The sequence below is a fragment of the Hydrogenophaga sp. genome (assembly GCF_050182545.1).
In the GTDB taxonomy this organism is placed as follows: Bacteria; Pseudomonadota; Gammaproteobacteria; order Burkholderiales; family Burkholderiaceae_C; genus Hydrogenophaga.
Map to the genome: position 1 here is coordinate 158,191 of NZ_JBFXCD010000009.1, position 22,147 is coordinate 180,337.

The window sequence follows — 22,147 nt, forward strand, 5'->3', positions numbered from 1 at the left end:
GCCTTCAATGAAAAAGATGATGTTCTGCCTCTCAGCGCTCGCGCTTGCCGGCGCCGCCACGGCACAGGTCAAGTGGGACCTGCCGACTGGCTACTCGGCCAACAGTTTCCAGACCCAGAATGTGCAGCAGTTCGCCAGCGAGGTGGAAAAACTCACCGGCGGCAAGCTCATGATCACAGTGCACCCAGGGGGATCGCTCTACAAGGCCAATGAGATCAAGCGCGCGGTGCAGACGGGGCAAGTGCCGGCCGCTGAGTTCATTCTCTCCGGAGCCGCCAATGAGAATCCGTTGTTTGGTCTGGATTCCATTCCCTTCCTCGCCACCAGTTATCCAGCCGCCCGACGTCTGTACGAGGCAGGCAAGCCCGCACAGGACAAACTGCTGGCGTCGCAGGGCATGAAGGTGCTTTTCACTGTGCCCTGGCCAGGCCAGTCGCTGTATTCGGTCAAGCCAGTGAACTCGCCTGCCGATCTGGCTGGCACCAAGATGCGTGCCTACAACCCGGCGACGACACGCATAGCCCAGATGCTCAAGGCCCAGCCGGTGACCATTCAGCTGGCTGAGTTGCCTCAGGCCCTGGCCACCGGGGGTGTGCAGACCTTCCTCACTTCCAGCGCAAGCGGCGTGGAGAGCAAGTTGCATGAGCAGGTGAAGTACTTCTACCCGGTCAGTGCATGGCTTCCTCGCAATGCGACCGTCGTGAACCAGAAGGCGTTCGACGCGCTCGACAAGGCCACCCAGGAAGCAGTGCTCAAGGCAGCAGCATCTGCTGAGCAGCGGGGCTGGATCACCAGCGAGCGGCTTGACGGCGAGTTCATCAAGGAACTCGGCGCGAAAGGCATGACCATTGCTGCCCCATCGGAAAGCATCAAGAAGGAACTCGCTGCCATCGGTGAGGCCATGACTTCTGACTGGCTCAAGACGGCGGGCCCTGAAGGGCAAGCTGTGATCGACGCCTACCGCAGCCGGTAGCAATCCAGCGCGTGGGCAGCGTTCATCGTGGCCCACGCTTTCTCTTCGCTGTGTCTTTCAGCCCGAAACCGGAGTGTGCGGTGCATCAACTTGTCCTTAGCCTATACAGGGGGCTGATGTTCCTGTCATGCCTGTCGATGGTTGCGACGTTCTGCGCTGTGCTGCTCGGTGTGGTGTCGCGACAGGCACAGTGGGATATTGCAGGCCTCGATGCGTATGCCGGCTATTTCATCGCCTGCGCGCTGTTCCTGGCCCTGCCCGCGACGTTGCGTCAAGGCGAGCACATTCGAGTAACCCTGTTGCTGGACCGCGTGCCAGGATGGGCGCGTGGTGTGCTGGAGGGTGCGGGCCTGGTCATCGGTCTGTGCATCGCGCTGTCCATGGCGTGGTATGCAATTCGGCTGGTCTGGGTGTCCTGGATCACGCATGACATCTCGCCGGGTGCGGACGTTACGCCGCTGTGGATTCCGCAGATTGGCATGGCACTTGGCTGCATCGGTTTCGCATTGTCGTTCGCCCACGCGCTGCTGTTGCGCCACCGGGGTGAGCATTTCACGCCGGTCGGCGGCGACGCCGCCCGCACCGAATGACCAGGCCCTAGGGGCCCGAGGAACTCCCATGGATGTACTGATTGCTGCCGCCCTCATCGTGCTGTTGCTGACTCTGCTCGCGGGTGGATTGTGGATTGGCCTGTCACTGATTGCCGTCGCGTTGATCGGCATGGATCTGTTTACCTCACGCCCAGTGGGTGACAGCATGATGCTTACCATTTGGGGATCGACTTCCAGTTGGACGCTGACCGCGCTACCGCTGTTTCTGTGGATGGGCGAGATACTCTTCCGTAGCAAACTCTCGGACGACATGTTCAAGGGTCTGGCGCCATGGCTGGATCGCCTGCCTGGTCGGCTGCTGCATACCAACGTGGTGGGGTGCACCATCTTCGCAGCCATCTCGGGCTCGTCGGCCGCAACCTGCGCCACTATAGGCAAGATCACGCTGCCCGAACTGAAGAAGCGAGGTTATCCAGATGACATTGCCGTAGGCACGCTCGCAGGTGCTGGCACGCTGGGTCTGTTGATCCCGCCCTCGATCATCATGATCGTTTATGGCGTTGCAGCAGATGTATCGATCGCCAGGCTGTTTCTGGCCGGGGTGGTGCCCGGTCTGCTGCTGGGGCTTCTGTTCATGGGCTACATCGTCGTGTGGGCATTGATGAACCCAGACAAGGTGCCTGCCGCCGAGGCATCTGTTAGCCTGGGTCAGAAGATATATGCCTCGCGTCACCTGATTCCCGTGGTGTCATTGATCGCACTGGTGCTGGGCGGCATCTACAGCGGCGTGGCCACGCCCACGGAGGCAGCCGCACTTGGCGTGGGGGGCGCGCTGCTGTTGGCAAAAATCGAGGGCTCCCTGAACTGGGTGCGTTTCAAGGACGGGTTGGTCGCAGCTTGTCGCGTGTATTGCATGATCGGTCTGATACTTGCAGGCGCGGCATTTCTCACGCTCGCCATGGGCTTCATCGGCCTGCCGCGGCACTTGGCCGAGTTCATCGGCGAACTGAACCTCGCGCCGTTCAGCCTCATGCTGTTGCTGGTTATTTTCTTCATCGCGCTGGGCTGCTTCCTGGACGGTATCTCCATGGTGGTACTGACCATCGCGGTGCTGCTGCCCACGGTGCAGGCCGCGGGTTTCGATCTGATCTGGTTCGGTGTTTTTATCGTGCTGGTGGTTGAGATGGCCCAGATCACGCCTCCGGTGGGCTTCAATCTGTTTGTCATCCAGGGGCTCATCCGCCGCGAAGTGACCTGGATCGCGCGCACCGCATTGCCGTTGTTCCTGCTAATGATGGCGGCTGTGCTGCTGACCTACTTCGTGCCCGAGATCGTTCTGTGGCTGCCTGGCCGCATGCAGGGCTGAACAGGGGGAAGCCATGAAGAAACTATTTTTGGTCGCGTTGGCTGCGATCTCGGTGGCGCACGCCCAGACGCGTTGGCAACTGGCCACCGGCTACAGTGCCGAGTCCTTTCACACGAAGAACATTGAGCAATTTGCGGATGAGGTGGCGCAGGCCACGGACGGTGCGCTGCAGATCGACGTGCACTCAGACAATTCGCTTTTTAAGCTCGCGGATATTCGCCAAGCGGTGCAGGATGGCAAAGCCGAGGCTGGCGAGTCGATCATGACGAGCATGGTGGACGAGATTCCGATCGCGGGTGCCGATGCGATTCCCTTTGTGGTCCACAGCTACGCCGACGCGCGGCGGCTCTGGCAACTGCAGCGCCCCCTGATCGAAAAGCAATTCGCCGCACGAGGAATGCGTCCCTTGTACGCGGTGCCATGGCCGCCACAAGGACTGTTTGCCAACGTACCGGTGCGCACCACAGGTGATTTGAAGGGCACACGCATGCGCACCTATAACCAGTCAACCCGGCGCATCGCCCAGATGTTGGGCGCCACGCCAGTGGATGTGCCCATGGCCGATGTCAACCAGGCACTGGCTCGGCGAGAGATAGACGGCATGATCACTTCTGCGGTGACCGGGGTGGAAAATCGTGTATGGGGTCAGATTGGCTTCTACTACAGCATCGATGCCTGGTTTCCGAAGAACATTGTGCTCGTGAATGAGCAAGCGTTCGGCGCATTGCCTTCGCAGGTCCGTAGCGCTGTATTGCAAGCTGCGGCCCGCGCGGAGGGGCGAGGGTGGGCCGCGAGCGAGGCGGTGGCCAGGGAGTCCACCCGAGAGCTGCAACGCCATGGCGTAAAGGTCGAACGAGCGCCTGCAGCCTTTGAATCTGAGCTCAAACGCCTTGGCGAGAAGTTCTCGCGCGAATGGGTTCAATCGGTCGGCAAGGAAGCCAATGAGATTTTCGTGCCTTACTACCTTCAACGCTAAAGTTCCACCATCATGAAAGAAAAAACTTCTCCCCTGGGCAGTCGCTGGCAATTCTGGATTGATCGCGGTGGCACCTTCACCGACATCGTGGCGCGCAAGCCGGATGGTTCGCTCGTAACGCACAAGCTGCTCTCGGAGAACCCCGAGCAATACCGCGACGCGGCGGTTGCAGGCATCCGCCACCTATTGGGGCTGAAGGCCGGAGAGCCGGTGACACCCGCATTGGTGGAATGCGTGAAGATGGGTACCACCGTCGCCACCAATGCCCTGCTGGAGCGCAAGGGCGAGCCAACGCTGCTGGTGACTACGCGTGGCTTTCGCGACGCTCTGCGCATCGCTTACCAGAATCGCCCGCGGCTGTTCGACCGCCGTATCGCGCTGCCTGAGTTGCTATATCGAGAAGTGGTGGAGGTGCAGGAACGCGTGGGCGCGCATGGCGATGTGCTGTTGCCTCTGGACGAAGTGACTCTGAAGACCGACCTGCAGGCAGCGCATGACCGCGGTTTGCGCAGCGTAGCCATCGTGTTCATGCATGGCTACCGCTTTACCGCGCACGAGCAGGCAGCGGCCCGCATCGCGCGTGATATTGGCTTCACTCAGATAAGCACGTCGCACGAAACCAGTCCAATGATGAAGTTCGTGAGCCGGGGCGATACCACGGTGGTCGACGCCTACCTCTCGCCCATTTTGAGGCGCTATGTCGAGTTGGTGGCCACCGAAATGCCAGGGGTCAAGCTGTTCTTCATGCAGTCGTCGGGCGGACTCACGGATGCGCGAGCCTTCCAAGGCAAGGACGCCATTCTGTCCGGGCCGGCCGGTGGCATCGTGGGCATGGCGCGCACCGCTGGGCTGGCGGGGCAGCACAAGGTGATCGGTTTTGACATGGGTGGGACTTCCACTGACGTGTCGCATTACGCTGGAGAGTTCGAGCGCGAGTTCGAGACCCAGGTCGCAGGCGTGCGCATGCGCGCTCCCATGATGAGCATCCACACTGTGGCAGCTGGTGGCGGCTCAATACTTTCGTTCGACGGTGCCCGCTTCCGGGTTGGCCCCGAGAGCGCCGGCGCCAACCCCGGGCCGGCGAGCTACCGTCGAGGCGGACCGCTGGCGGTGACTGACGCGAACGTCATGACCGGCAAAATCCAACCGCGCCATTTCCCCAGGGTGTTTGGGCCGAATGCCAACGAGACGTTGAGCCTGGAAGCCGTGCAGGCGAAGTTTGACGAACTGGCTCGGCAGACGGGACGCACGCCCGAAGATGTGGCCGAAGGCTTCATCAACATCGCGGTGCAGCAGATGGCCAACGCGATCAAGAAGATATCGGTGGCGCGTGGTTACGACGTGACGCGCTATACCCTGCAATGCTTTGGCGGTGCGGGTGGTCAGCACGCATGCCTGGTGGCGGACGCGCTGGGCATGACGCGTGTGTTCGTGCACCCGCTCGCTGGCGTTCTCAGTGCGTACGGCATGGGCCTGGCTGACCAGAACGTGATCCGTGAACAAGCAGTGGAACTGCCGCTTCTGGCGTCGTCGTTGCCCCTGGTCGCCGAGAAGCTCGATGCGCTGGGCTCGGCGGCGCAGGCGGAGCTGCAGAGGCAGCAGGTGAATGCTGGCGAAGCCGTGGTACACCATCGCGTGCACGTGCGCTACGAGGGTAGCGATTCCGCTCTGATCGTGCCGTTCGGGGACCTCGCCGCTATCGAGGCCGGTTTCGAGGCCGCCTACCGGCAGCGCTTCGCTTTTCTGATGCAGGGAAAGCACCTGGTTGTGGAAGCAGTGTCGGTTGAGGCCGTGGTTGCGGGCGATGCGCCGCATGAACCCCGTCGCGAGACGTACGAACCCCGCGAAGTGCCGCGGCGCGAGACGGTGCGCATGTATTCCGGCGGTCAGTGGCTCGACGCCGCACTGGTGGTGCGCGAAGACCTACGAGCGGGCGACGTGGTGCCCGGCCCCGCAATCATTGCTGAGAAGAACGCCACGACCGTTGTGGAGCCCGGCTGGGAGGCGGTGCTTACGGCACTGGACCACCTGGTGCTCGACCGGCGCGTGCCTCGTGCTGCTACCTATGCGGTGGGGACAACTGTGGACCCCGTGCTATTGGAAGTGTTCAATAACCTGTTCATGAACATTGCAGAACAGATGGGTCTGCAGCTCCAGAACACGGCTTACTCAGTCAACATCAAGGAGCGACTGGATTTCTCCTGTGCGCTGTTCGATGCGGAGGGCCACCTGATCGCCAACGCACCGCACATGCCGGTGCATCTGGGCTCGATGGGCGAGAGCATCAAGACCGTGATTCGCGAGAACTCCGGTCGTATGCAGCCTGGCGACGTGTATGTGCTCAACGACCCTTACCACGGTGGAACGCACCTGCCCGACGTAACAGTGATCACTCCGGTCTATATCGGCGGATCGGCCGAGCCTACCTTTTATGTGGGCTCGCGTGGCCACCATGCCGACATAGGTGGAACAACCCCGGGTTCCATGCCGCCGTTCTCCACGCGTATCGAGGAAGAGGGCGTGCAGATCAATAACGTGAAGCTGGTGGACCGGGGTGTGCTGCGCGAGGCGGAGATGGTAGCGCTGTTGCAGAGTGGCGAGTTTCCTTCGCGCAACCCGCAGCAGAACATGGCAGACCTCAAGGCGCAGATTGCCGCGAACGAGAAAGGCGTGCAGGAACTGCGCAAGATGGTTGAGCAGTTCAGCCTGGAAGTGGTGCAAGCCTACATGCGCCACGTGCAGGATAACGCAGAGGAGGCCGTGCGGCGCGTGATCACGCGCCTGAAGGACGGGCAGTTCACGCTGCCGTTGGACAATGGCGCGCAGATCAAGGTGGCCGTGCGCGTAGACGCAGCGCAGCGCAGCGCAGAGATCGATTTCACCGGCACATCGGCGCAGCAACTCAACAACTTCAACGCACCGACGGCAGTTTGCATGGCGGCTGTGCTCTACGTCTTTCGCACCCTGGTGGATGACGACATTCCACTGAACGCGGGTTGCCTTAAGCCGCTCAAGGTCGTCATTCCGCCTGGCTCCATGCTCAACCCCAACCCGCCGGCCTCGGTGGTGGCGGGCAATGTGGAGACATCGAGCTGCATTACCAATGCCTTGTACGGGGCGTTGGGTGTGATGGCGGCGAGCCAGTGCACGATGAACAATTTCACATTCGGCAACGCTGCGCACCAGTATTACGAGACGATCTCGGGCGGCAGCGGCGCCGGTGACGGCTTTGAAGGGACCAGTGTGGTGCAGACCCATATGACCAACTCGCGCCTGACCGACCCGGAGGTGCTGGAGTTCAGATTTCCGGTCCGACTGGAGAGCTACGAAATCCGCGCGGAGTCGGGGGGGGCAGGGCGTTGGCACGGTGGTCATGGCGGTGTGCGCCGGGTGCGATTCCTTGAGAGCATGACGGCCAGCATTCTCTCCAACGGTAGGCAACACGGCGCCTTTGGCATGGCCGGTGGGAAGCCCGGCTGCGTGGGCATCAACCGGGTGGTCCGTTCGGACGGGGTGATCGAGGAGCTGGGCCATATCGGGCAGGCCGAAATGAAGCCGGGTGACATCTTCGAAATTCACACGCCTGGTGGCGGGGGCTACGGTAAGCCCTAGCGATTCAGAGTTCTTCCACGCGCCGTGCGGGATAGCTGTCCCAGGTCTGGCATCCGGGGCATTGCCAGAAGTGCTGGCGGGCCTCGAAGCCGCATGCCGCGCACCGGTAGCGCCTGAGCGGTGCGCTGGCAGTGTCCAGTGCCGCCTGGACCCGTGCCTTCGCGTCGTCACTGGAGAGGGTTTCGCCCGCCATCCAGAGCGAGGTGATCACCAGTGACGGCTCCAGGGCAAGGTGGTCCATGTAGCGTGCCCTGGCCGCCGCGGGGTTCGCGTCCAGACTGGCAAGGGCTTCCGTGACGTCGATGGAGGGCGCCCGTGCGTGACTGGCTTGAAGCAGGCGCAAGGCCTCAGCCTGACGGTCCGTCTGTTGCGACAGGTCGGCGAGCGCGCGCGCTGCCAGGGGCAGGTTCTGGGGCGCATGCTGATTCAGGCGCAGTAGGGCGTCCAGTGCCCCAGACGGGTCGCCTGCCTTTGCCCTCAGTGCCGACAGCGCCATCCAGCCCCGCGCCAACTGAGGCGCCTGTCGCACGGCGTCTTCCAGAAGACTCAGGGCCTGCGCGCTGTCATTGGCGCGTTGCGCGAGTTCGGCTTCTTCGCACTGGTAGTGGGCCAGACGCGTGGCAAAACTGCCTTGCTCGGCGTCTTCGAGCCGCTGCGCGATCTGCCGGGCCTGGGGCCAGTCCCGCGAGCGTTCGTAGATGCCCAGCAGGGCGAGCAGGGCTTCGCCCTCGAACTCGGAGCCTTTGAGCTTGTGCAGGGCCGATTCGGCGCGGTCGAGCAGGCCGGCCCTGAGGAAGTCCAGCGCCAGGGCATGCTGTGCTCGATCCCGGTCCTTGCGGTCGATGTCGGCGCGCGAAAGCAGGTGTTCATGCACGCGCACAGCGCGGTCATAGTCGCCCCGGCGGCGAAACAGGTTGCCCAGCGCGAAATGGAGTTCGGCTGTGTCGGGGTCACCCTGCACTGCCTCGATGAAGGCGTCGATGGCCTGGTCTTGCTGTTCGTTGAGCAGGTGGTTCAGGCCGCGGAAATAGGCCTTGGGTGCCTGGCGGCTTTCCAAGCGCCACTGCCGCAAATCCAGCCGCGAGGCACCCCAGCCCAGAGCGAAAGCCAGTGGCAGGCCCCAGAGCAGCCAGGTGAAATCAAAGTCCATGCCGGCGGTCGATCGGTTCGGGTGGCAGCAGCGTGGTATCGCCGTCAAACCCGGTGTTGGTCATGACGGATGCTCCGGAGCCATGCTGTCGCCGTGCGCGACGCGCTCGCAACCACAGAGGCAGCATCACGGCGACACCCAAGAACACCCCGGCCACCAGCGCGACCAGGACGACCAGCACCAGTGGAGCCTGCCAACTGGCACCGAAGAACAGGTGGAGTGTCACGTTGTCCTGGTTGTTCAGCGCGAAGGCGAACAGCACAAAAAAAATGGCTGCATTGAGCAGCCACATCAGGTATTTCACGTCGTCCCCTTTGTGGTGGAACGATTGTACCGAGCAGGTTCCTGGGTCAGGCTTGTTTGCGGGCCTCGCGGTCCAGGATCTCGGCCGTCTTCTTGTCCACGGCTTCTCGCAGGGCCTTGCCGGGCTTGAAATGCGGCACACGCTTCTCAGGAATCATGACGCTCTCGCCCGAACGCGGATTGCGTCCAATGCGAGGCGAACGGCGGTTCACCGAGAAGCTGCCGAAGCCCCGGATCTCGATTCTGTGACCTTTGACGAGCGCGTCGCCCATGGCGTCCAGGATCGCCTTGACGGCGAACTCGGCATCGCGGTGGGTGAGCTGGCCAAAGCGGCTGGCCAGGGCTTCAACGAGGTCGCTGCGGGTCATGGAGTCGGGTGTCGGGGCGTTGAGGAACCGGCGCCTGGCAAGTTGCCGCCCCTGCGGGCAGCCGGCTCGCCCGGCGCCGAACCGGCTTCGCTTCAGTTCTGGTTGTTGTCCAGCTTGGCGCGCAGCAGGGCACCCAGGCTGGTTGTCCCGGCGTTTTCGCGGGAAGACTGCTGGCTCAGGCTGGCCATGGCTTCCTGCTGGTCGGCTGCATCCTTGGCTTTGATCGACAACTGGATGTTGCGGGTCTTGCGATCCACGTTGACCACCACGGCGTTGACTTCGTCGCCTTCCTTGAGCACGTTGCGCGCATCTTCCACGCGGTCGCGGCTGATCTCACTGGCGCGCAGGTAACCCAGCACGTCTTCGCCCAGGTCGATCTCGGCGCCTTTGGCGTCCACTGTCTTGACCTTGCCGGTCACGATGGAACCCTTGTCATTCACCGACACGAAGGTGGTGAACGGGTCGCCATCGAGCTGCTTGATGCCCAGGGAAATGCGCTCACGCTCCACGTCGATGGCGAGCACGATCGCGTCGACTTCCTGGCCCTTCTTGTAGTTGCGCACGGCGGCTTCGCCGGGCTCATTCCAGGACAGGTCAGACAGATGCACCAGACCGTCGATGCCGGCGGCCAGGCCGACGAACACGCCGAAGTCAGTAATCGACTTGATCGGGCCCTTGACGCGGTCGCCACGCTTTGTCTGCTCGGCGAACTCGTGCCAGGGGTTGGCGCGGCACTGCTTCATGCCCAACGAGATGCGGCGCTTGTCTTCGTCGATGTCGAGCACCATGACCTCGACCTCGTCGCCCAGCGACACCAGCTTGGACGGGGCCACGTTCTTGTTGGTCCAGTCCATCTCGGAGACGTGCACCAGGCCTTCGATGCCTGGCTCAAGCTCCACGAAAGCGCCGTAGTCGGCGATGTTGGTGATCTTGCCGAACATGCGTGTGCCCTGCGGGTAGCGGCGCGAAACGCCCATCCAGGGGTCGTCGCCCATCTGCTTGAGGCCCAACGAGACGCGGTGCTTCTCGGTGTCGAACTTGAGAATCTTGGCGGTGATTTCCTGGCCGGCGGTGACCACCTCGCTCGGGTGGCGCACACGGCGCCAGGCCATGTCGGTGATGTGCAGCAGGCCGTCGATGCCGCCGAGGTCGACGAACGCACCGTATTCGGTGATGTTCTTGACCACGCCGTTGACGATAGCGCCTTCCTTCAGCGTTTCCATCAGCTTGGCGCGCTCTTCACCCATGGAGGCTTCCACCACGGCGCGGCGGCTCAGCACCACGTTGTTGCGCTTGCGGTCGAGCTTGATGACCTTGAATTCCAGGGTCTTGTTCTCGTACGGGGTCAGGTCCTTGGTGGGGCGGCTGTCGACAAGCGAGCCCGGCAGGAAGGCGCTGATGCCATTCACCATGACTTTGAGGCCACCCTTGACCTTGCTGGACGTGGTGCCGGTGACGAATTCGCCCGATTCGAGCGCTTTTTCCAGGGACATCCAGGAAGCCAGGCGCTTGGCCTTGTCGCGTGAGAGCAGGGTGTCGCCGAAGCCGTTTTCCACGGAGTCGATGGCGACGGAGACGAAGTCACCGACCTGCACTTCGAGTTCGCCCTGGTCGTTCTTGAATTCGGCCAGCGGGACGTAGGCTTCCGACTTGAGGCCAGCGTTGACCACCACGTGGCTGTGCTCGATGCGCACGACCTCGGCGGTGATGACTTCGCCCGAGCGCATTTCGGCGCGTTTCAGGGACTCTTCAAACAGGGCGGCAAAAGATTCAGACATTGAATTTCCTAAACCACTCAGCGTCGGCGCGTTCAACCGGCGGGGCCGGGGTGCGCGGGAATCGACGTGTGGGCGGCGTTGACGTTGCGGTGCGTGACACCGCGGGGTTAAGTGAAAAGAACCCTCGGGCCTGCGGGCTGGGAATGCCCGGCTGTGCCGTCGGGGCCATCAGTAGCGTGTCCTCAGTTGCCCGGGAACACTGTTTTTTCCTGCCACCATTTCAAGACCTGCTGCACCGATTGCTCGATGTCCATGCCGGAGTTGTCCAGTCGCAAGGCATCCTCGGCAGGCTTGAGCGGCGCGTGCAAGCGGGACGAATCCCTCAGGTCACGTGCCTTAAGGTCTGCCAAAAGACCGTCGATGGTAGCAGCAAATCCCTTTGAAATCAACTGCTTATGGCGCCGCAAGGCGCGTTGCTCGGCACTGGCGGTCAGGAACACCTTCAAGGCCGCGTCCGGGAAGATGACGGTGCCCATGTCGCGGCCGTCGGCCACCAGGCCAGGCAGGCGCCTGAAACCGTGCTGCAGGCCGTGCAGGGCGGTGCGCACGCTCAGGTACTGGGACACTCGGGATGCCATGCCGCCGGTGGACTCCAGGCGCAATGGATCGGTGATGTCGCGACCGCCCAGGAACACCTTGTGGTCCAGGAAGGCCAGCGGCAACCGCGAGGCCAGGCGGGCCAGGGCGGGCTCGTCGTCGAGGGCCACACCGGCATCCTGCGCCGCGAGCGCCGTGGCGCGGTACAAGGCGCCCGAGTCAAGCAACTGGTAGCCCAGTCTCTGTGCAAGTTCGGCGGCGAGGGTGCCCTTGCCCGAGGCTGTGGGCCCATCGATGCAGATCACGGGAATGTTGGCAGGCGGCGTCGCGCAGACGTCAAAAAGTGTCTCGAAGTAGTCGGGAAACGTCTTTGCCACGCACTTCGGGTCTTCGATGCGCACCGGCAAGCCCGCAGGGTTGAACGCGACGAGGGAAAAGCACATGGCGACGCGGTGGTCGTCATAGGTGTGGATGGCCGCGGCCCGCCAGTGCCGCGCGTCGGCCGGCGGAGTGATGCGGATGAAGTCCGCACCTTCCTCCACCTCGGCTCCGAGCTTGCGGCATTCGGTGGCCATGGCGGCGATGCGATCGGTTTCCTTGACACGCCAACTGGCGATGTTGCGCAGGGTGGTCGTGCCTTCGGCATACAAGGCCATGGTGGCCAGGGTCATCGCCGCGTCGGGGATGTGGTTGCAGTCCAGATCGATGGCCTTGAGCGGCCAGGCACCACGTCGCACATGCAGGCGATTGGCGTCGCCGGAGATCTGCGCGCCCATGAGCCGCGCCGCTTCCACGAAACGGATGTCGCCCTGGATCGATGCGAGGCCGACGCCTTCGATGGTGATGCCGTCGGTGCCTGCGGTGGCCGGCGCGATGGCACCAAGTGCAATGAAATAGCTGGCCGAAGAGGCGTCACCCTCAACGGCGATGGTGCCGGGCGAGCGATAGCAGCTGCCGGCCGGGATGGTGAAGCGGCGCCAGGCGTCGTTGCGCACGTCCACGCCGAAGCGCGCCAGCAGGTTCAGCGTGATCTCGATGTAGGGACGCGAGATCAGATCACCCACCACGTCGATCACCACCTCGCGTTCCTGCGCCACAAGGGGCAGGGCCAGCAGCAAGGCCGTGAGGAACTGGCTGGACACATCGCCGCGCACACGGATGGCCTGGTCCAGCTGCAGTGGGTGGGTCTGCCCATCGCCGAGCCTGAGCGGCGGGTAGCCCTCGTTGACGAGGCATTCGACCGGACAGCCAAGCTGACGCAGTGCGTCAACCAGATCGCCGATGGGTCGTTCGTGCATGCGTGGGACGCCACCGAGTTCGAACGAACCTCCGTGGCGGGCTGCCAGCAGGGCCAGCGACGCGGTGAGCGGGCGCATGGCGGTGCCGGCATTGCCGAGGAATAGCCGGGCTTTGTCGACGGGTAACTGGCTGCCCAGGCCATGGACGCGCAGCGCGCCGTCGGGCTGGCGTTCCATGCGGCAGCCCAACTGGGTGAGCGCCTCGATCATCACGCGCGTGTCATCGGAGTCCAGCAGATCGGTTACGTCCGTGTGGCCTTCGCTCAGCGCCGCAAGCAGCAGCACGCGATTGGAAATGCTTTTGGATCCAGGCAGGCGGACGACACCGCCCGCGCTGGCCAGGGGTGGAATGTCGAGGAAGGGAATGGCGAACATGCGGGGGAAAAGGGGAGTGACGCCGGCAGCGTCACTCAGCTGCGGGGTTTCACTGCGCTCATGCGCCAGCGAGCGCGTCCGCTGCTGGCCTGCTCGATCAGGGCTTCGAGCGCATCCGGGTTGCCGGCGTTGATCGCTGTTTCCAGCGCGTGCAGCGCGCGCTGAAAATGCCTCGACTGCGCCAGCAGCTCCTCGCGGTTGGACATAAGGATGTCACGCCATACGGCCGGGTCACTGGCTGCGATGCGGGAGAAATCGCGAAACCCGGGGCCGGCGAGCGAGAGGAAGTCCGGCCCGTCGCTTTGACCCTGAATGGCATTCATCAGCGCGAAGGCCACCATGTGCGGCAGATGGCTCACGGCGGCGTAGGCGGCATCGTGCGCCTCGGGCGACATCTGCTTGACGTGGCAGCCGAGCGCCGTCCAGAGCTGCGCAGCCTTGTCGAGCTGCGAAGTCAGCGTGCGTTCAATCGGGGTGAGGATCACCTGGCGGCCGTGGTACAGGTCGGCATCAGCATGTTCGACGCCTGCCACTTCCTTTCCCGCGATCGGGTGCGTGGGCACGAAGACACCGACCTGGTCTTTGAGCACGCGGCGCGCGGCATCAATGACCTCGCGTTTGGTGGAGCCCACGTCCATGATCAGCACGTTGCCGCGCACCAGGTGGCGAATGGCCTTGAAGGTGGCTTCGGTGGCCGCAACCGGCACGGCAAGCAGCACCAGATCGGCACCGGAGACCGCCAGCAGCGCCGAAGGAGCCTCGACATCGATCACGCCGAGCTGTCGCGCGCGTTCGGTCGTGGACGGCGACTTGCTGTAGCCGACGACGCGTTTGACCAGGCCCGCGCGTTTGAGGGCCAGCGCGAACGAACCGCCCATCATGCCGCAGCCGATCAGGCCCAATTGTTCAAACATCATTCGTTCACCGGGTAAGCACCCAGCACCTTGTAGAAAGCGCACAGCCCCTGCAGTTCCTTCAAGGCAGCGGCCACGTTTGGTTGGGACGGATGGCCCGCAATGTCGATGTAGAAGTAGTACTCCCACTGTCCGGACTTCGCCGGACGGGACTCGAAGCGCGTCATGGAAACGCCGTTGTTCTTCAGCGGTACCAGCAGATCGTGCACGGCGCCGGGTCGGTTCGGCACGGAGACCACGAGGCTGGTGCAGTCGCGTCCCGAGGCAGGAGGCATGGCCAGTGTCTGGGGGAGGGCGATCACAGCGAATCGCGTGCGGTTGTAGGCCTCGTCCTGGATCGCATGGGCCACGATGTGCAAGCCGAACTGCGCGGCGGCGCGCTCACTGGCCAGACCCGCCCAGGCCGGGTTTGTGGCCGCCAGGCGCGCGCCTTCGGCATTGCTGGAGACCGCGCGACGCTCCACGTGTGGCAGGTGCTGAGACAGCCAGTTCTGGCACTGGGCAAGCGCCTGAGGGTGCGCCATCACCACCTCGATACCATCGAGGTGATTGAGCTGGCGCAGCAGGTTGTGGCGGATCAGCAGGCTGACTTCCCCGACCACATGCACAGGGGAGCGCAGAAACAGGTCCAGCGACCGGGCCACCACGCCTTCGGTGGAATTCTCCATGCCGACCACGCCGAACTGCGCGGTGCCGGCTGCTGTGGCGTGGAAGACCTCGTCGAAGTTGGCGCAATAGATCAGGTTGGCGGCACTGCCGAAGAACTCGATCGCGGCCTGCTCACAAAACGTGCCCTGTGGACCCAGCACCGCCACGCGCTGAGGCGCTTCCAGTGCGAGGCAGGCCGACATGATTTCGCGCCAGATCGAAGCCACATGCTGGTTGAGCAAAGGGCCCCCATTGGCACTCTGGATCTTTTCGATCACCTGGGCCACGCGATCCGGGCGGAAAAAGGGGGATCCCTCGGCTCGCTTGATGTCGCCCACCTGCTCGGCTACGTGCGCTCGCTGGTTGAGCAGGGCAAGCAGTTGCTGGTCCAGCGCATCGATCTGCACGCGCAGGCTCGCCAGGGCATCAGACTGTGATGGTTGGGTCATGGATTCAGGCCTGGGTTTTCTCGAAGTCGCGCATGTAGGCCACCAGGGCCTGCACACCTTCGATCGGCATGGCGTTGTAGATGCTCGCCCGCATGCCGCCCACGGACTTGTGGCCCTTGAGTTGAAGCAGTCCGGCGGCCTTTGCGCCTGCAAGGAAAGCCTCGTTGCGCGACTCGTCGTGCAGGAAGAAGGGCACGTTCATTCGCGAACGGCAGTGGGCCGCGACCTGGTTGGAGTAGAACGCAGACTGGTCAATGTACCCGTAGAGCAGGGCGGCCTTGGCAATGTTGCGGGCCTCCATGGCGGCCACGCCCGTCAGGGCACCTTCGGCCTGTCGCTTGAGCCACTGGAACGTGAGGCCCGCCATGTAGATCGCGAACGTTGGCGGCGTGTTGTACATGGACCGGTTGTCGGCCACAGTCTTGTAGTCGAAGGCGCTGGGGCAGGACTTCATGGCGTGGCCCAGCAGGTCCTCGCGCACCACCACCAGCGTGACGCCTGCCGGCCCGAGGTTCTTTTGCGCACCGCCAAACGCCAGGCCCACGCGCGACCAGTCCACGGGGCGGGACGCGACGTGCGAGGAAAAGTCGATGACCAGCGGCGCGTTGCTGCCCAATGCCTTGAGGTCTGGCAGCTCGTGTGTTTCCACGCCATTGATGGTTTCGTTGCTGCACAGGTGCACGTACCGTGCTCCCGGGTCCAGTTGCCAACTGGCCGGGTCAGGAAGGGAGGTATGGCCATCTGCCTCGTTGCTCGCGGCGACGCGCGCGCTGCAATAGCGCCCAGCCTCCTTGAACGACTTCTGGCTCCAGCTGCCGGAGATGACGAAATCCACCGACTCGCCGCGCGAGAGGTTCAGAGGCACGATGGCGTTTTCCGCAAGTCCACCGCCTTGCATGAACAGGATGCGGAAGTGTTCCGGCACCGCCAGCAGCTCGCGCAGATCGCGTTCGGCAGCCTCCAGGATGGCGCCGAATTCCTTGCCGCGGTGGCTCATCTCCATCACGCTCATGCCGCTGCCGTGCCAGTCGAGCATCTCCGCAGCGGCTTCTTGCAATACGTCGACCGGCATGGCGGCCGGCCCGGCGGAAAAGTTGAACGGCCGGGACATCACGCCTCGGTGCCCGGCTCGTCGGTCTCGCTCGCGTCGCCCAGTTCCGGCGCGTTGGCGTCGTTCTCCACGATGCGCTGAAGGCCCGAGAGCTCCGCACCCTCATCGAGCGCGATGAGCGTGACGCCTTGCGTGGCGCGTCCCATTTCACGGATCTCCGACACACGGGTCCGAACCAGCACGCCCTTGTCGGTGATGAGCATGATTTCATCGTCGGCGTGCACCAGGGTGGCCGCGACCACTTTGCCGTTGCGCTCGCTTTGCTGGATGGCGATCATTCCTTTGGTCCCACGACCATGCCGCGTGTATTCGCCTATTGGTGTGCGCTTGCCGTAGCCGTTGATGGTCGCCGTCAGCACGCTCTGCTGTTCGTCCTCGGCCACCAGCATGGCGATCACGCTTTGACCATCTTCGATCAACATGCCGCGCACGCCACGCGCATTGCGCCCCATTGGGCGCACGTCGTTTTCATCGAAACGCACGGCCTTGCCGCCGTCGCTGAACAGCATGACGTCGTGCGCGCCGTCGGTGAGCGCGGCACCGATCAGGTAGTCGCCTTCGTCCAGGTCCACGGCGATGATGCCGGCCTTGCGCGGATTGCTGAATTCGTCCAGTGCGGTCTTCTTGACCGTGCCCATGCTGGTGGACATGAACACGTATCGATCCGCCGGGAAGGTGCGCGTCTCACCCGTCAACGGAAGGACGACATTGATCTTTTCGCCTTCTTGCAGGGGGAACATGTTGACGATGGGCCGACCGCGCGAGCCGCGCGAACCCGCCGGCACCTCCCAGACCTTGAGCCAGTACAGGCGGCCGCGGTTGGAGAAGCACAGGATGTAGTCGTGCGTGTTGGCGATGAACAGCTGGTCGATCCAGTCGTCTTCCTTGGTCGCCGTGGCCTGCTTGCCCCGTCCACCACGCTTTTGAGCACGGTATTCGGACAGCGGCTGGCTCTTGATGTAGCCACTGTGGCTGAGCGTGACCACCATGTCGGTGGGCGTGATCAGGTCCTCGGTCGCCAGGTCCTGTGCGTTGTGTTCGATCTCGCTTCGGCGCGCACCCAGTTTGGTCTGGCCAAACTCCTGCTTCACGGCCGTGAGCTCGTCGCCGATGATGGCCGAGACGCGCTCGGGCTTGGCAAGAATGTCGAGCAGATCGTCGATTTCGCCCATGACCTCCTTGTATTCGGCCACGATCTTGTCCTGCTCTAGACCGGTCAGCCGCTGCAGGCGCATCTGCAGGATTTCCTGTGCCTGGGTTTCCGAGAGACGGTAGAGCCCGTCGCCCCCCATGCCGAAGGCCCGCTCCAGGCCATCGGGACGGTAGTCGTCCGCATTGATGACGCCGCCATCGGCGCGCGTTCGGGTGAGCATCTCGCGCACCAACTGACTGTCCCACGGCCGGGCCATCAACTCGGCTTTCGCCACCGGAGGTGTGGGCGATTCGCGAATGATGCGGATGAACTCGTCGATATTGGCCAGCGCCACGGCCAGGCCTTCGAGCACGTGACCGCGCTCACGCGCCTTGCGCAGGTTGAACACGGTGCGGCGGGTCACGACCTCGCGCCGGTGTTCCAGGAACACCTGGATGAGGTCCTTCAGGTTGCACAGGCGCGGCTGCCCATCCACCAAGGCCACCATGTTGATGCCGAACGTGTCTTGCAGTTGTGTCTGCTTGTACAGATTGTTGAGCACCACCTCGGGTACTTCGCCGCGCTTGAGTTCGATCACCAAGCGCATGCCCGACTTGTCCGACTCGTCCTGGATATGGCTGATTCCCTCGATCTTCTTCTCGTGCACCAGTTCGGCAATGCGCTCCTGCAAGGTCTTCTTGTTCACCTGGTACGGCAGTTCGTCGACGATGATGGCCTGGCGCTGGCCACGATCAATGTCTTCGAAATGGCATTTGGCGCGCATCACAACGCGCCCGCGCCCGGTGCGATAGCCATCCTTCACGCCATTGATGCCGTAGATGATGCCGGCCGTGGGGAAATCCGGTGCCGGAATGATCTCCATCAGTTCGTCAATGGAGGCGTCCGGGCTCTTGAGCAGGTGAAGACAAGCGTCGACAACCTCGTTGAGGTTGTGCGGCGGGATGTTGGTGGCCATGCCGACAGCGATACCCGCCGAGCCATTGACCAGCAGGTTGGGCAGGCGCGACGGCAGAACCAGCGGTTCCTTCTCGGATCCGTCGTAGTTCGGTCCGAAGTTGACAGTTTCCTTGTCGATGTCGGCCAGCATCTCGTGCGCAATCTTCGAGAGGCGGATTTCGGTGTAGCGCATGGCCGCCGCGTTGTCGCCATCGACCGAGCCGAAGTTTCCCTGTCCGTCCACCAGCATGTGTCGCAGGGAGAAGTCCTGCGCCATGCGCACAATGGTGTCGTACACGGCGCTGTCGCCGTGCGGGTGGTACTTGCCGATCACATCCCCCACGATACGGGCCGACTTCTTGTACGGCCGGTTCCAGTCGTTGTTGAGTTCGTGCATCGCAAACAGCACGCGCCGATGCACTGGCTTGAGGCCATCGCGCGCATCGGGCAGGGCGCGTCCCACGATCACGCTCATCGCATAGTCGAGGTAGCTGCGCCGCATTTCCTCTTCAAGACTGATGGGCAGGGTCTCTTTGGCGAACTGTGTCATGTGCGGCGGCTGTGAAGCGTGGATGGACCTGAAGGCAACCGAAGATTTTAAGCGGCAGGGCTTCCACTGCTTTATTCATCCGTTTGTTGTACATCCACAACGAATGATGTGAGGCCCTGTATCGGGGGGGCAGGCTGACATTGGTCGGCTGGCGGGGCATTCCGTGCTTGTGGCACAATAAATTCCAACGTTTTTAGTGGTGGTCACTTGAAGCGTCGTTTTTTGTCACGCAGTCCGTCTGCGGCTCATATAGAGGAAAACCATGAAAAAACTGAACAAAGTGGCAATGCTGTTGGCAACCGCCGCCATGGCATCCGCCGCCGGCGCGCAAACCATCGACAACTGGCGCAACGGCACCAACGAACTGGTTTGGAAGAATGGCACCAACGAGTTGTGCTGGCGCGATGCCAGCTGGACGCCTGCCACCGCTGCACAAGGTTGCGATGGCGCCATCGTGCCCATGGCTGCTCCTGCGCCTGCACCAGCAGCGCCCGCACCAGCTCCTGCCGCAGCACCAGCGCCTGCTCCGGCTCCTGCGCCGGCTCCGGCCCCGGCCCCTGTTGCTTCAAAAGTGACCTACGCGGCTGACGCCTTCTTCGATTTCGACAAGGCTGTCCTCAAGCCCGAAGGTAAGGCCAAGCTGGATGATCTGGCCGGCAAGGTTTCGGGCATCGCTCTGGAAGTGGTGATTGCCGTGGGCCACACCGACTCCACCGGTCCCGCCAGCTACAACCAGACCCTGTCCAACCGCCGTGCCGAGGCTGTCAAGGCCTATCTGGTGAGCAAGGGCATTGAGAGCAACCGCATTTACACCGAAGGCAAGGGTCTGACCCAGCCGGTGGCGGACAACAAGACCAAGGAAGGTCGTGCGAAGAACCGTCGCGTGGAAGTCGAAGTGGTCGGCACCCGCAAGAACTGATTCAACCAGTTCCAATGAAAACCGCGCCTCGGCGCGGTTTTTTATTGTCCTGACGATAATTGCCCCATGAATCCAACCGTCAATGCCGATCCGGCCGAGCTGGCCAAATTCTCCGACCTCGCCCATCGCTGGTGGGACCCTGAGAGTGAATTCCGCCCATTGCACCTGATCAATCCACTCCGATTGGACTGGATTGATGCACTGGCTGGTTTGTCGGGCAAGAAGGTGCTTGATGTGGGTTGTGGCGGCGGTATTCTTTCCGATTCGATGGCACGCAAGGGAGCGCAGGTGCTCGGCATCGATTTGTCCACAAAGGCGTTGCGCGTGGCGCAATTGCATGCGCTGGAGGCGGGGACCTCAAACGTCCGCTATGAGGAAGGCAGTGCCGAGGCCATGGCCCTGGAGCAGCCCGGCGAGTTCGACGTGGTGACCTGCATGGAAATGCTGGAGCACGTACCCGACCCAGCGTCCGTGGTGCGGGCATGCTCAACCCTAGTGAAGCCTGGAGGCTGGGTGTTCCTGTCCACCCTGAACCGCAACCCGAAGTCGTTCCTGTTTGCGATTCTGGGCGCAGAGTATGTGCTCCAGTTGCTGCCCAAGGGCACGCACGAGTACGCGAAATTCATCCGGCCCAGTGAACTGGCCAGCCACTGTCGTGCGGCAGGCCTGAATCTGGAGCACACGCGCGGCATGGAATACAACCCGCTCACTAGGCGCTACTGGCTGAGCGCGGACACCAGTGTGAACTACCTGTTCGCGACCCGCAAACGATGACACGGGTCAGCTTCCGTGGCGTGCGGGCCGTGTTGTTCGACCTTGACGGTACGTTGATTGACAGTGCGCCTGATCTGGGCGCTGCGGTCGATGCGATGCGTATTCGCCGCGGCCTCGCTTCGCTCCCGCCGGAGCACTACCGACCCTACACGGGGTCTGGTGCGCGAGGCATGCTGCGTGCTGCCTTCGACATCTCTCCTGAACATGAGGAATACGACGCCCTGAAAACAGAGTTTTTCGCTGTGTACGCGGGTTGCCTCACTCAGCGCACCAAGGCATTCGATGGCGTGGCGGATCTGCTGGCTTCGCTGGTGGGCCAACGCATGCCATGGGGCGTGGTCACTAACAAGGCCGAGCGGTTCACGCTACCGATCACGCGGGCGATGGAACTCTTCGCCACGGCATCGGTTGTTATCAGTGGCGACACCACGGCGCACGCCAAACCGCATCCGGAGCCCTTGCTGGAAGCGGCGCGCAGGATAGGGATGGCGCCTGGCGACTGCATCTATGTGGGCGATGACGAACGCGATGTGCTTGCGGGACGGGCTGCAGGCATGCGCACTGTGGCAGCGCAATACGGCTACCTTGGCCCGGGAGCCGATGCATCGGCCTGGGGTGCGGACGCGGAAGTTTCTTCACCCCTGCAGGTCTTGAAGTTGCTCGATCTGCCTTAAACTGACAGATCTTGGGGCTGCACCGGTTTCGACGTGGGTTCGGACGCGCAGCAGGGCATGTCGAGGTTCTGTCACCTCGTAAATCCGCAGAAAAAAACCAACTGCAAACGACGAACGTTTCGCACTCGCCGCTTAAACACCGGTGAGCCTCGCAACAGCAGGCCGATGGGCTGGGCAAGGGGGTCGCAAGACCTCCCGGCTGCGAGGTAATTGACATCGGCTGGCTCTGCGCCGGGCATCTTGTCGCAGGGTAAGACTCAAGGATGCTGGCTTCCCGTTTAGCGTGCCACTGCGCGACTCGGGCGGCGAGACCCAAAACAGATGGCTACACATGTAGAACTGCTCGAAGAAGGCTTGCGGACGGGGGTTCAATTCCCCCCAGCTCCACCATTTAGAAAAGACAAACCCGTCTCTCTGGGGTCATTCTCCGGGGTGACGGGTTTTCTTTTTCCCCTTGTTTCTAAAGGCTTTGCGCCCGTTTCACATCTTTCCAAAGCACCTCTACGCACCATCGATTCTCCCCATCCTCCAGCCTTTCTTTCTCTGTTTGGCCCCTGATTCTCTGTTTTCTCCGGACGAAGTCCGAAGCGCGTCCGGAAAGCTACATTGTTGATTTCCACGCATAGGTGACCCGGGATTTCCATCGAACCTTGACCCACCCTTTGGGATGAACCTTGCGGTTCAGGATGTGGATAAGTTCTTTGGGGTCTTCTCCTTCTTGGGTACTGGTGT

General features: G+C 62.7%; 17 protein-coding genes and 1 other RNA gene. 9 read left to right on the top strand and 9 right to left on the bottom strand.

Annotated elements, in window-relative coordinates; genetic code table 11:
• Nucleotides 1-7 precede the first annotated feature (7 nt).
• The 5 genes from AB7P10_RS11965 to AB7P10_RS11985 all read left to right on the top strand — a co-directional run bounded on the left by AB7P10_RS11965 (nucleotide 8) and on the right by AB7P10_RS11985 (nucleotide 7,478).
• Nucleotides 8-973: a TRAP transporter substrate-binding protein gene (locus AB7P10_RS11965; protein WP_428294100.1), complete on the top strand. Its 966-nt coding sequence runs from the start codon at nucleotides 8-10 to the stop codon at nucleotides 971-973.
• A gap of 116 nt (nucleotides 974-1,089) precedes the next feature.
• A complete protein-coding gene (locus AB7P10_RS11970; RefSeq protein WP_428294081.1) occupies nucleotides 1,090-1,563 on the top strand; it encodes a TRAP transporter small permease in 474 nt (157 codons plus the stop codon).
• Between the two features lie 28 nt (nucleotides 1,564-1,591).
• Entirely contained in the window at nucleotides 1,592-2,890 is a 1,299-nt protein-coding gene (locus AB7P10_RS11975) for a TRAP transporter large permease (protein ID WP_428294082.1), read from the top strand.
• 13 nt (nucleotides 2,891-2,903) lie between these two features.
• Nucleotides 2,904-3,866 carry a TRAP transporter substrate-binding protein gene (locus AB7P10_RS11980; RefSeq protein WP_428294083.1) on the top strand — a complete coding sequence of 321 codons (963 nt, stop codon included), beginning with the start codon at nucleotides 2,904-2,906 and terminating at the stop codon, nucleotides 3,864-3,866.
• Nucleotides 3,867-3,878: 12 nt separating this feature from the next.
• Nucleotides 3,879-7,478 carry a hydantoinase B/oxoprolinase family protein gene (locus tag AB7P10_RS11985; RefSeq protein WP_428294084.1) on the top strand — a complete coding sequence of 1,200 codons (3,600 nt, stop codon included), beginning with the start codon at nucleotides 3,879-3,881 and terminating at the stop codon, nucleotides 7,476-7,478.
• A 4-nt stretch (nucleotides 7,479-7,482) separates the two neighbouring features.
• On the opposite strand, the gene lapB is transcribed toward AB7P10_RS11985, so the two are convergent.
• From lapB to gyrA, 9 genes are all read right to left on the bottom strand, one after another.
• On the bottom strand, nucleotides 7,483-8,628 hold the full coding sequence (lapB, locus tag AB7P10_RS11990; protein ID WP_428294085.1) for a lipopolysaccharide assembly protein LapB: 1,146 nt from the start codon (nucleotides 8,626-8,628) through the stop codon (nucleotides 7,483-7,485).
• Entirely contained in the window at nucleotides 8,618-8,932 is a 315-nt protein-coding gene (locus AB7P10_RS11995; RefSeq protein ID WP_428294086.1) for a lipopolysaccharide assembly protein LapA domain-containing protein, read from the bottom strand. Before AB7P10_RS11995 ends, lapB begins: the two co-directional genes overlap by 11 nt.
• 46 nt (nucleotides 8,933-8,978) lie before the next feature.
• Nucleotides 8,979-9,299, bottom strand: a complete 321-nt coding sequence (locus tag AB7P10_RS12000) for an integration host factor subunit beta (RefSeq protein WP_297649651.1) — start codon at nucleotides 9,297-9,299, stop codon at nucleotides 8,979-8,981.
• A 92-nt stretch (nucleotides 9,300-9,391) separates the two neighbouring features.
• Nucleotides 9,392-11,077 carry a 30S ribosomal protein S1 gene (gene rpsA / locus AB7P10_RS12005; RefSeq protein WP_428294087.1) on the bottom strand — a complete coding sequence of 562 codons (1,686 nt, stop codon included), beginning with the start codon at nucleotides 11,075-11,077 and terminating at the stop codon, nucleotides 9,392-9,394.
• A 182-nt stretch (nucleotides 11,078-11,259) separates the two neighbouring features.
• Nucleotides 11,260-13,287, bottom strand: coding sequence for a bifunctional 3-phosphoshikimate 1-carboxyvinyltransferase/cytidylate kinase (locus AB7P10_RS12010; protein WP_428294088.1), 2,028 nt, complete (start codon nucleotides 13,285-13,287; stop codon nucleotides 11,260-11,262).
• A gap of 35 nt (nucleotides 13,288-13,322) precedes the next feature.
• On the bottom strand, nucleotides 13,323-14,201 hold the full coding sequence (locus AB7P10_RS12015; RefSeq protein WP_428294101.1) for a prephenate dehydrogenase: 879 nt from the start codon (nucleotides 14,199-14,201) through the stop codon (nucleotides 13,323-13,325).
• The gene (gene pheA, locus AB7P10_RS12020; RefSeq protein ID WP_428294089.1) at nucleotides 14,201-15,298 is read right to left on the bottom strand and encodes a prephenate dehydratase; all 1,098 of its coding nucleotides are present in this window, start codon (nucleotides 15,296-15,298) and stop codon (nucleotides 14,201-14,203) included. The genes AB7P10_RS12015 and pheA overlap by 1 nt, the downstream gene beginning before the upstream one ends.
• A gap of 4 nt (nucleotides 15,299-15,302) precedes the next feature.
• Nucleotides 15,303-16,409 carry a 3-phosphoserine/phosphohydroxythreonine transaminase gene (serC, locus tag AB7P10_RS12025; protein WP_428294090.1) on the bottom strand — a complete coding sequence of 369 codons (1,107 nt, stop codon included), beginning with the start codon at nucleotides 16,407-16,409 and terminating at the stop codon, nucleotides 15,303-15,305.
• Nucleotides 16,409-19,048, bottom strand: coding sequence for a DNA gyrase subunit A (gene gyrA, locus AB7P10_RS12030; protein ID WP_428294091.1), 2,640 nt, complete (start codon nucleotides 19,046-19,048; stop codon nucleotides 16,409-16,411). The genes serC and gyrA overlap by 1 nt, the downstream gene beginning before the upstream one ends.
• A 262-nt stretch (nucleotides 19,049-19,310) precedes the next feature.
• Here gyrA and ompA point away from each other — a divergent pair, with 262 nt between their 5' ends.
• From ompA to ssrA, 4 genes are all read left to right on the top strand, one after another.
• The gene (gene ompA, locus AB7P10_RS12035) at nucleotides 19,311-19,967 is read left to right on the top strand and encodes an outer membrane protein OmpA (protein WP_428294092.1); all 657 of its coding nucleotides are present in this window, start codon (nucleotides 19,311-19,313) and stop codon (nucleotides 19,965-19,967) included.
• 66 nt (nucleotides 19,968-20,033) lie between these two features.
• Complete coding sequence (gene ubiG / locus AB7P10_RS12040; protein WP_428294093.1) at nucleotides 20,034-20,741, top strand: bifunctional 2-polyprenyl-6-hydroxyphenol methylase/3-demethylubiquinol 3-O-methyltransferase UbiG; 708 nt, start codon at nucleotides 20,034-20,036, stop codon at nucleotides 20,739-20,741.
• The gene (locus tag AB7P10_RS12045; protein WP_428294094.1) at nucleotides 20,738-21,415 is read left to right on the top strand and encodes an HAD-IA family hydrolase; all 678 of its coding nucleotides are present in this window, start codon (nucleotides 20,738-20,740) and stop codon (nucleotides 21,413-21,415) included. The genes ubiG and AB7P10_RS12045 overlap by 4 nt, the downstream gene beginning before the upstream one ends.
• Before the next feature lie 13 nt (nucleotides 21,416-21,428).
• Nucleotides 21,429-21,805: a transfer-messenger RNA gene (gene ssrA / locus AB7P10_RS12050) on the top strand.
• The last annotated feature ends 342 nt before the right edge of the window (nucleotides 21,806-22,147 follow it).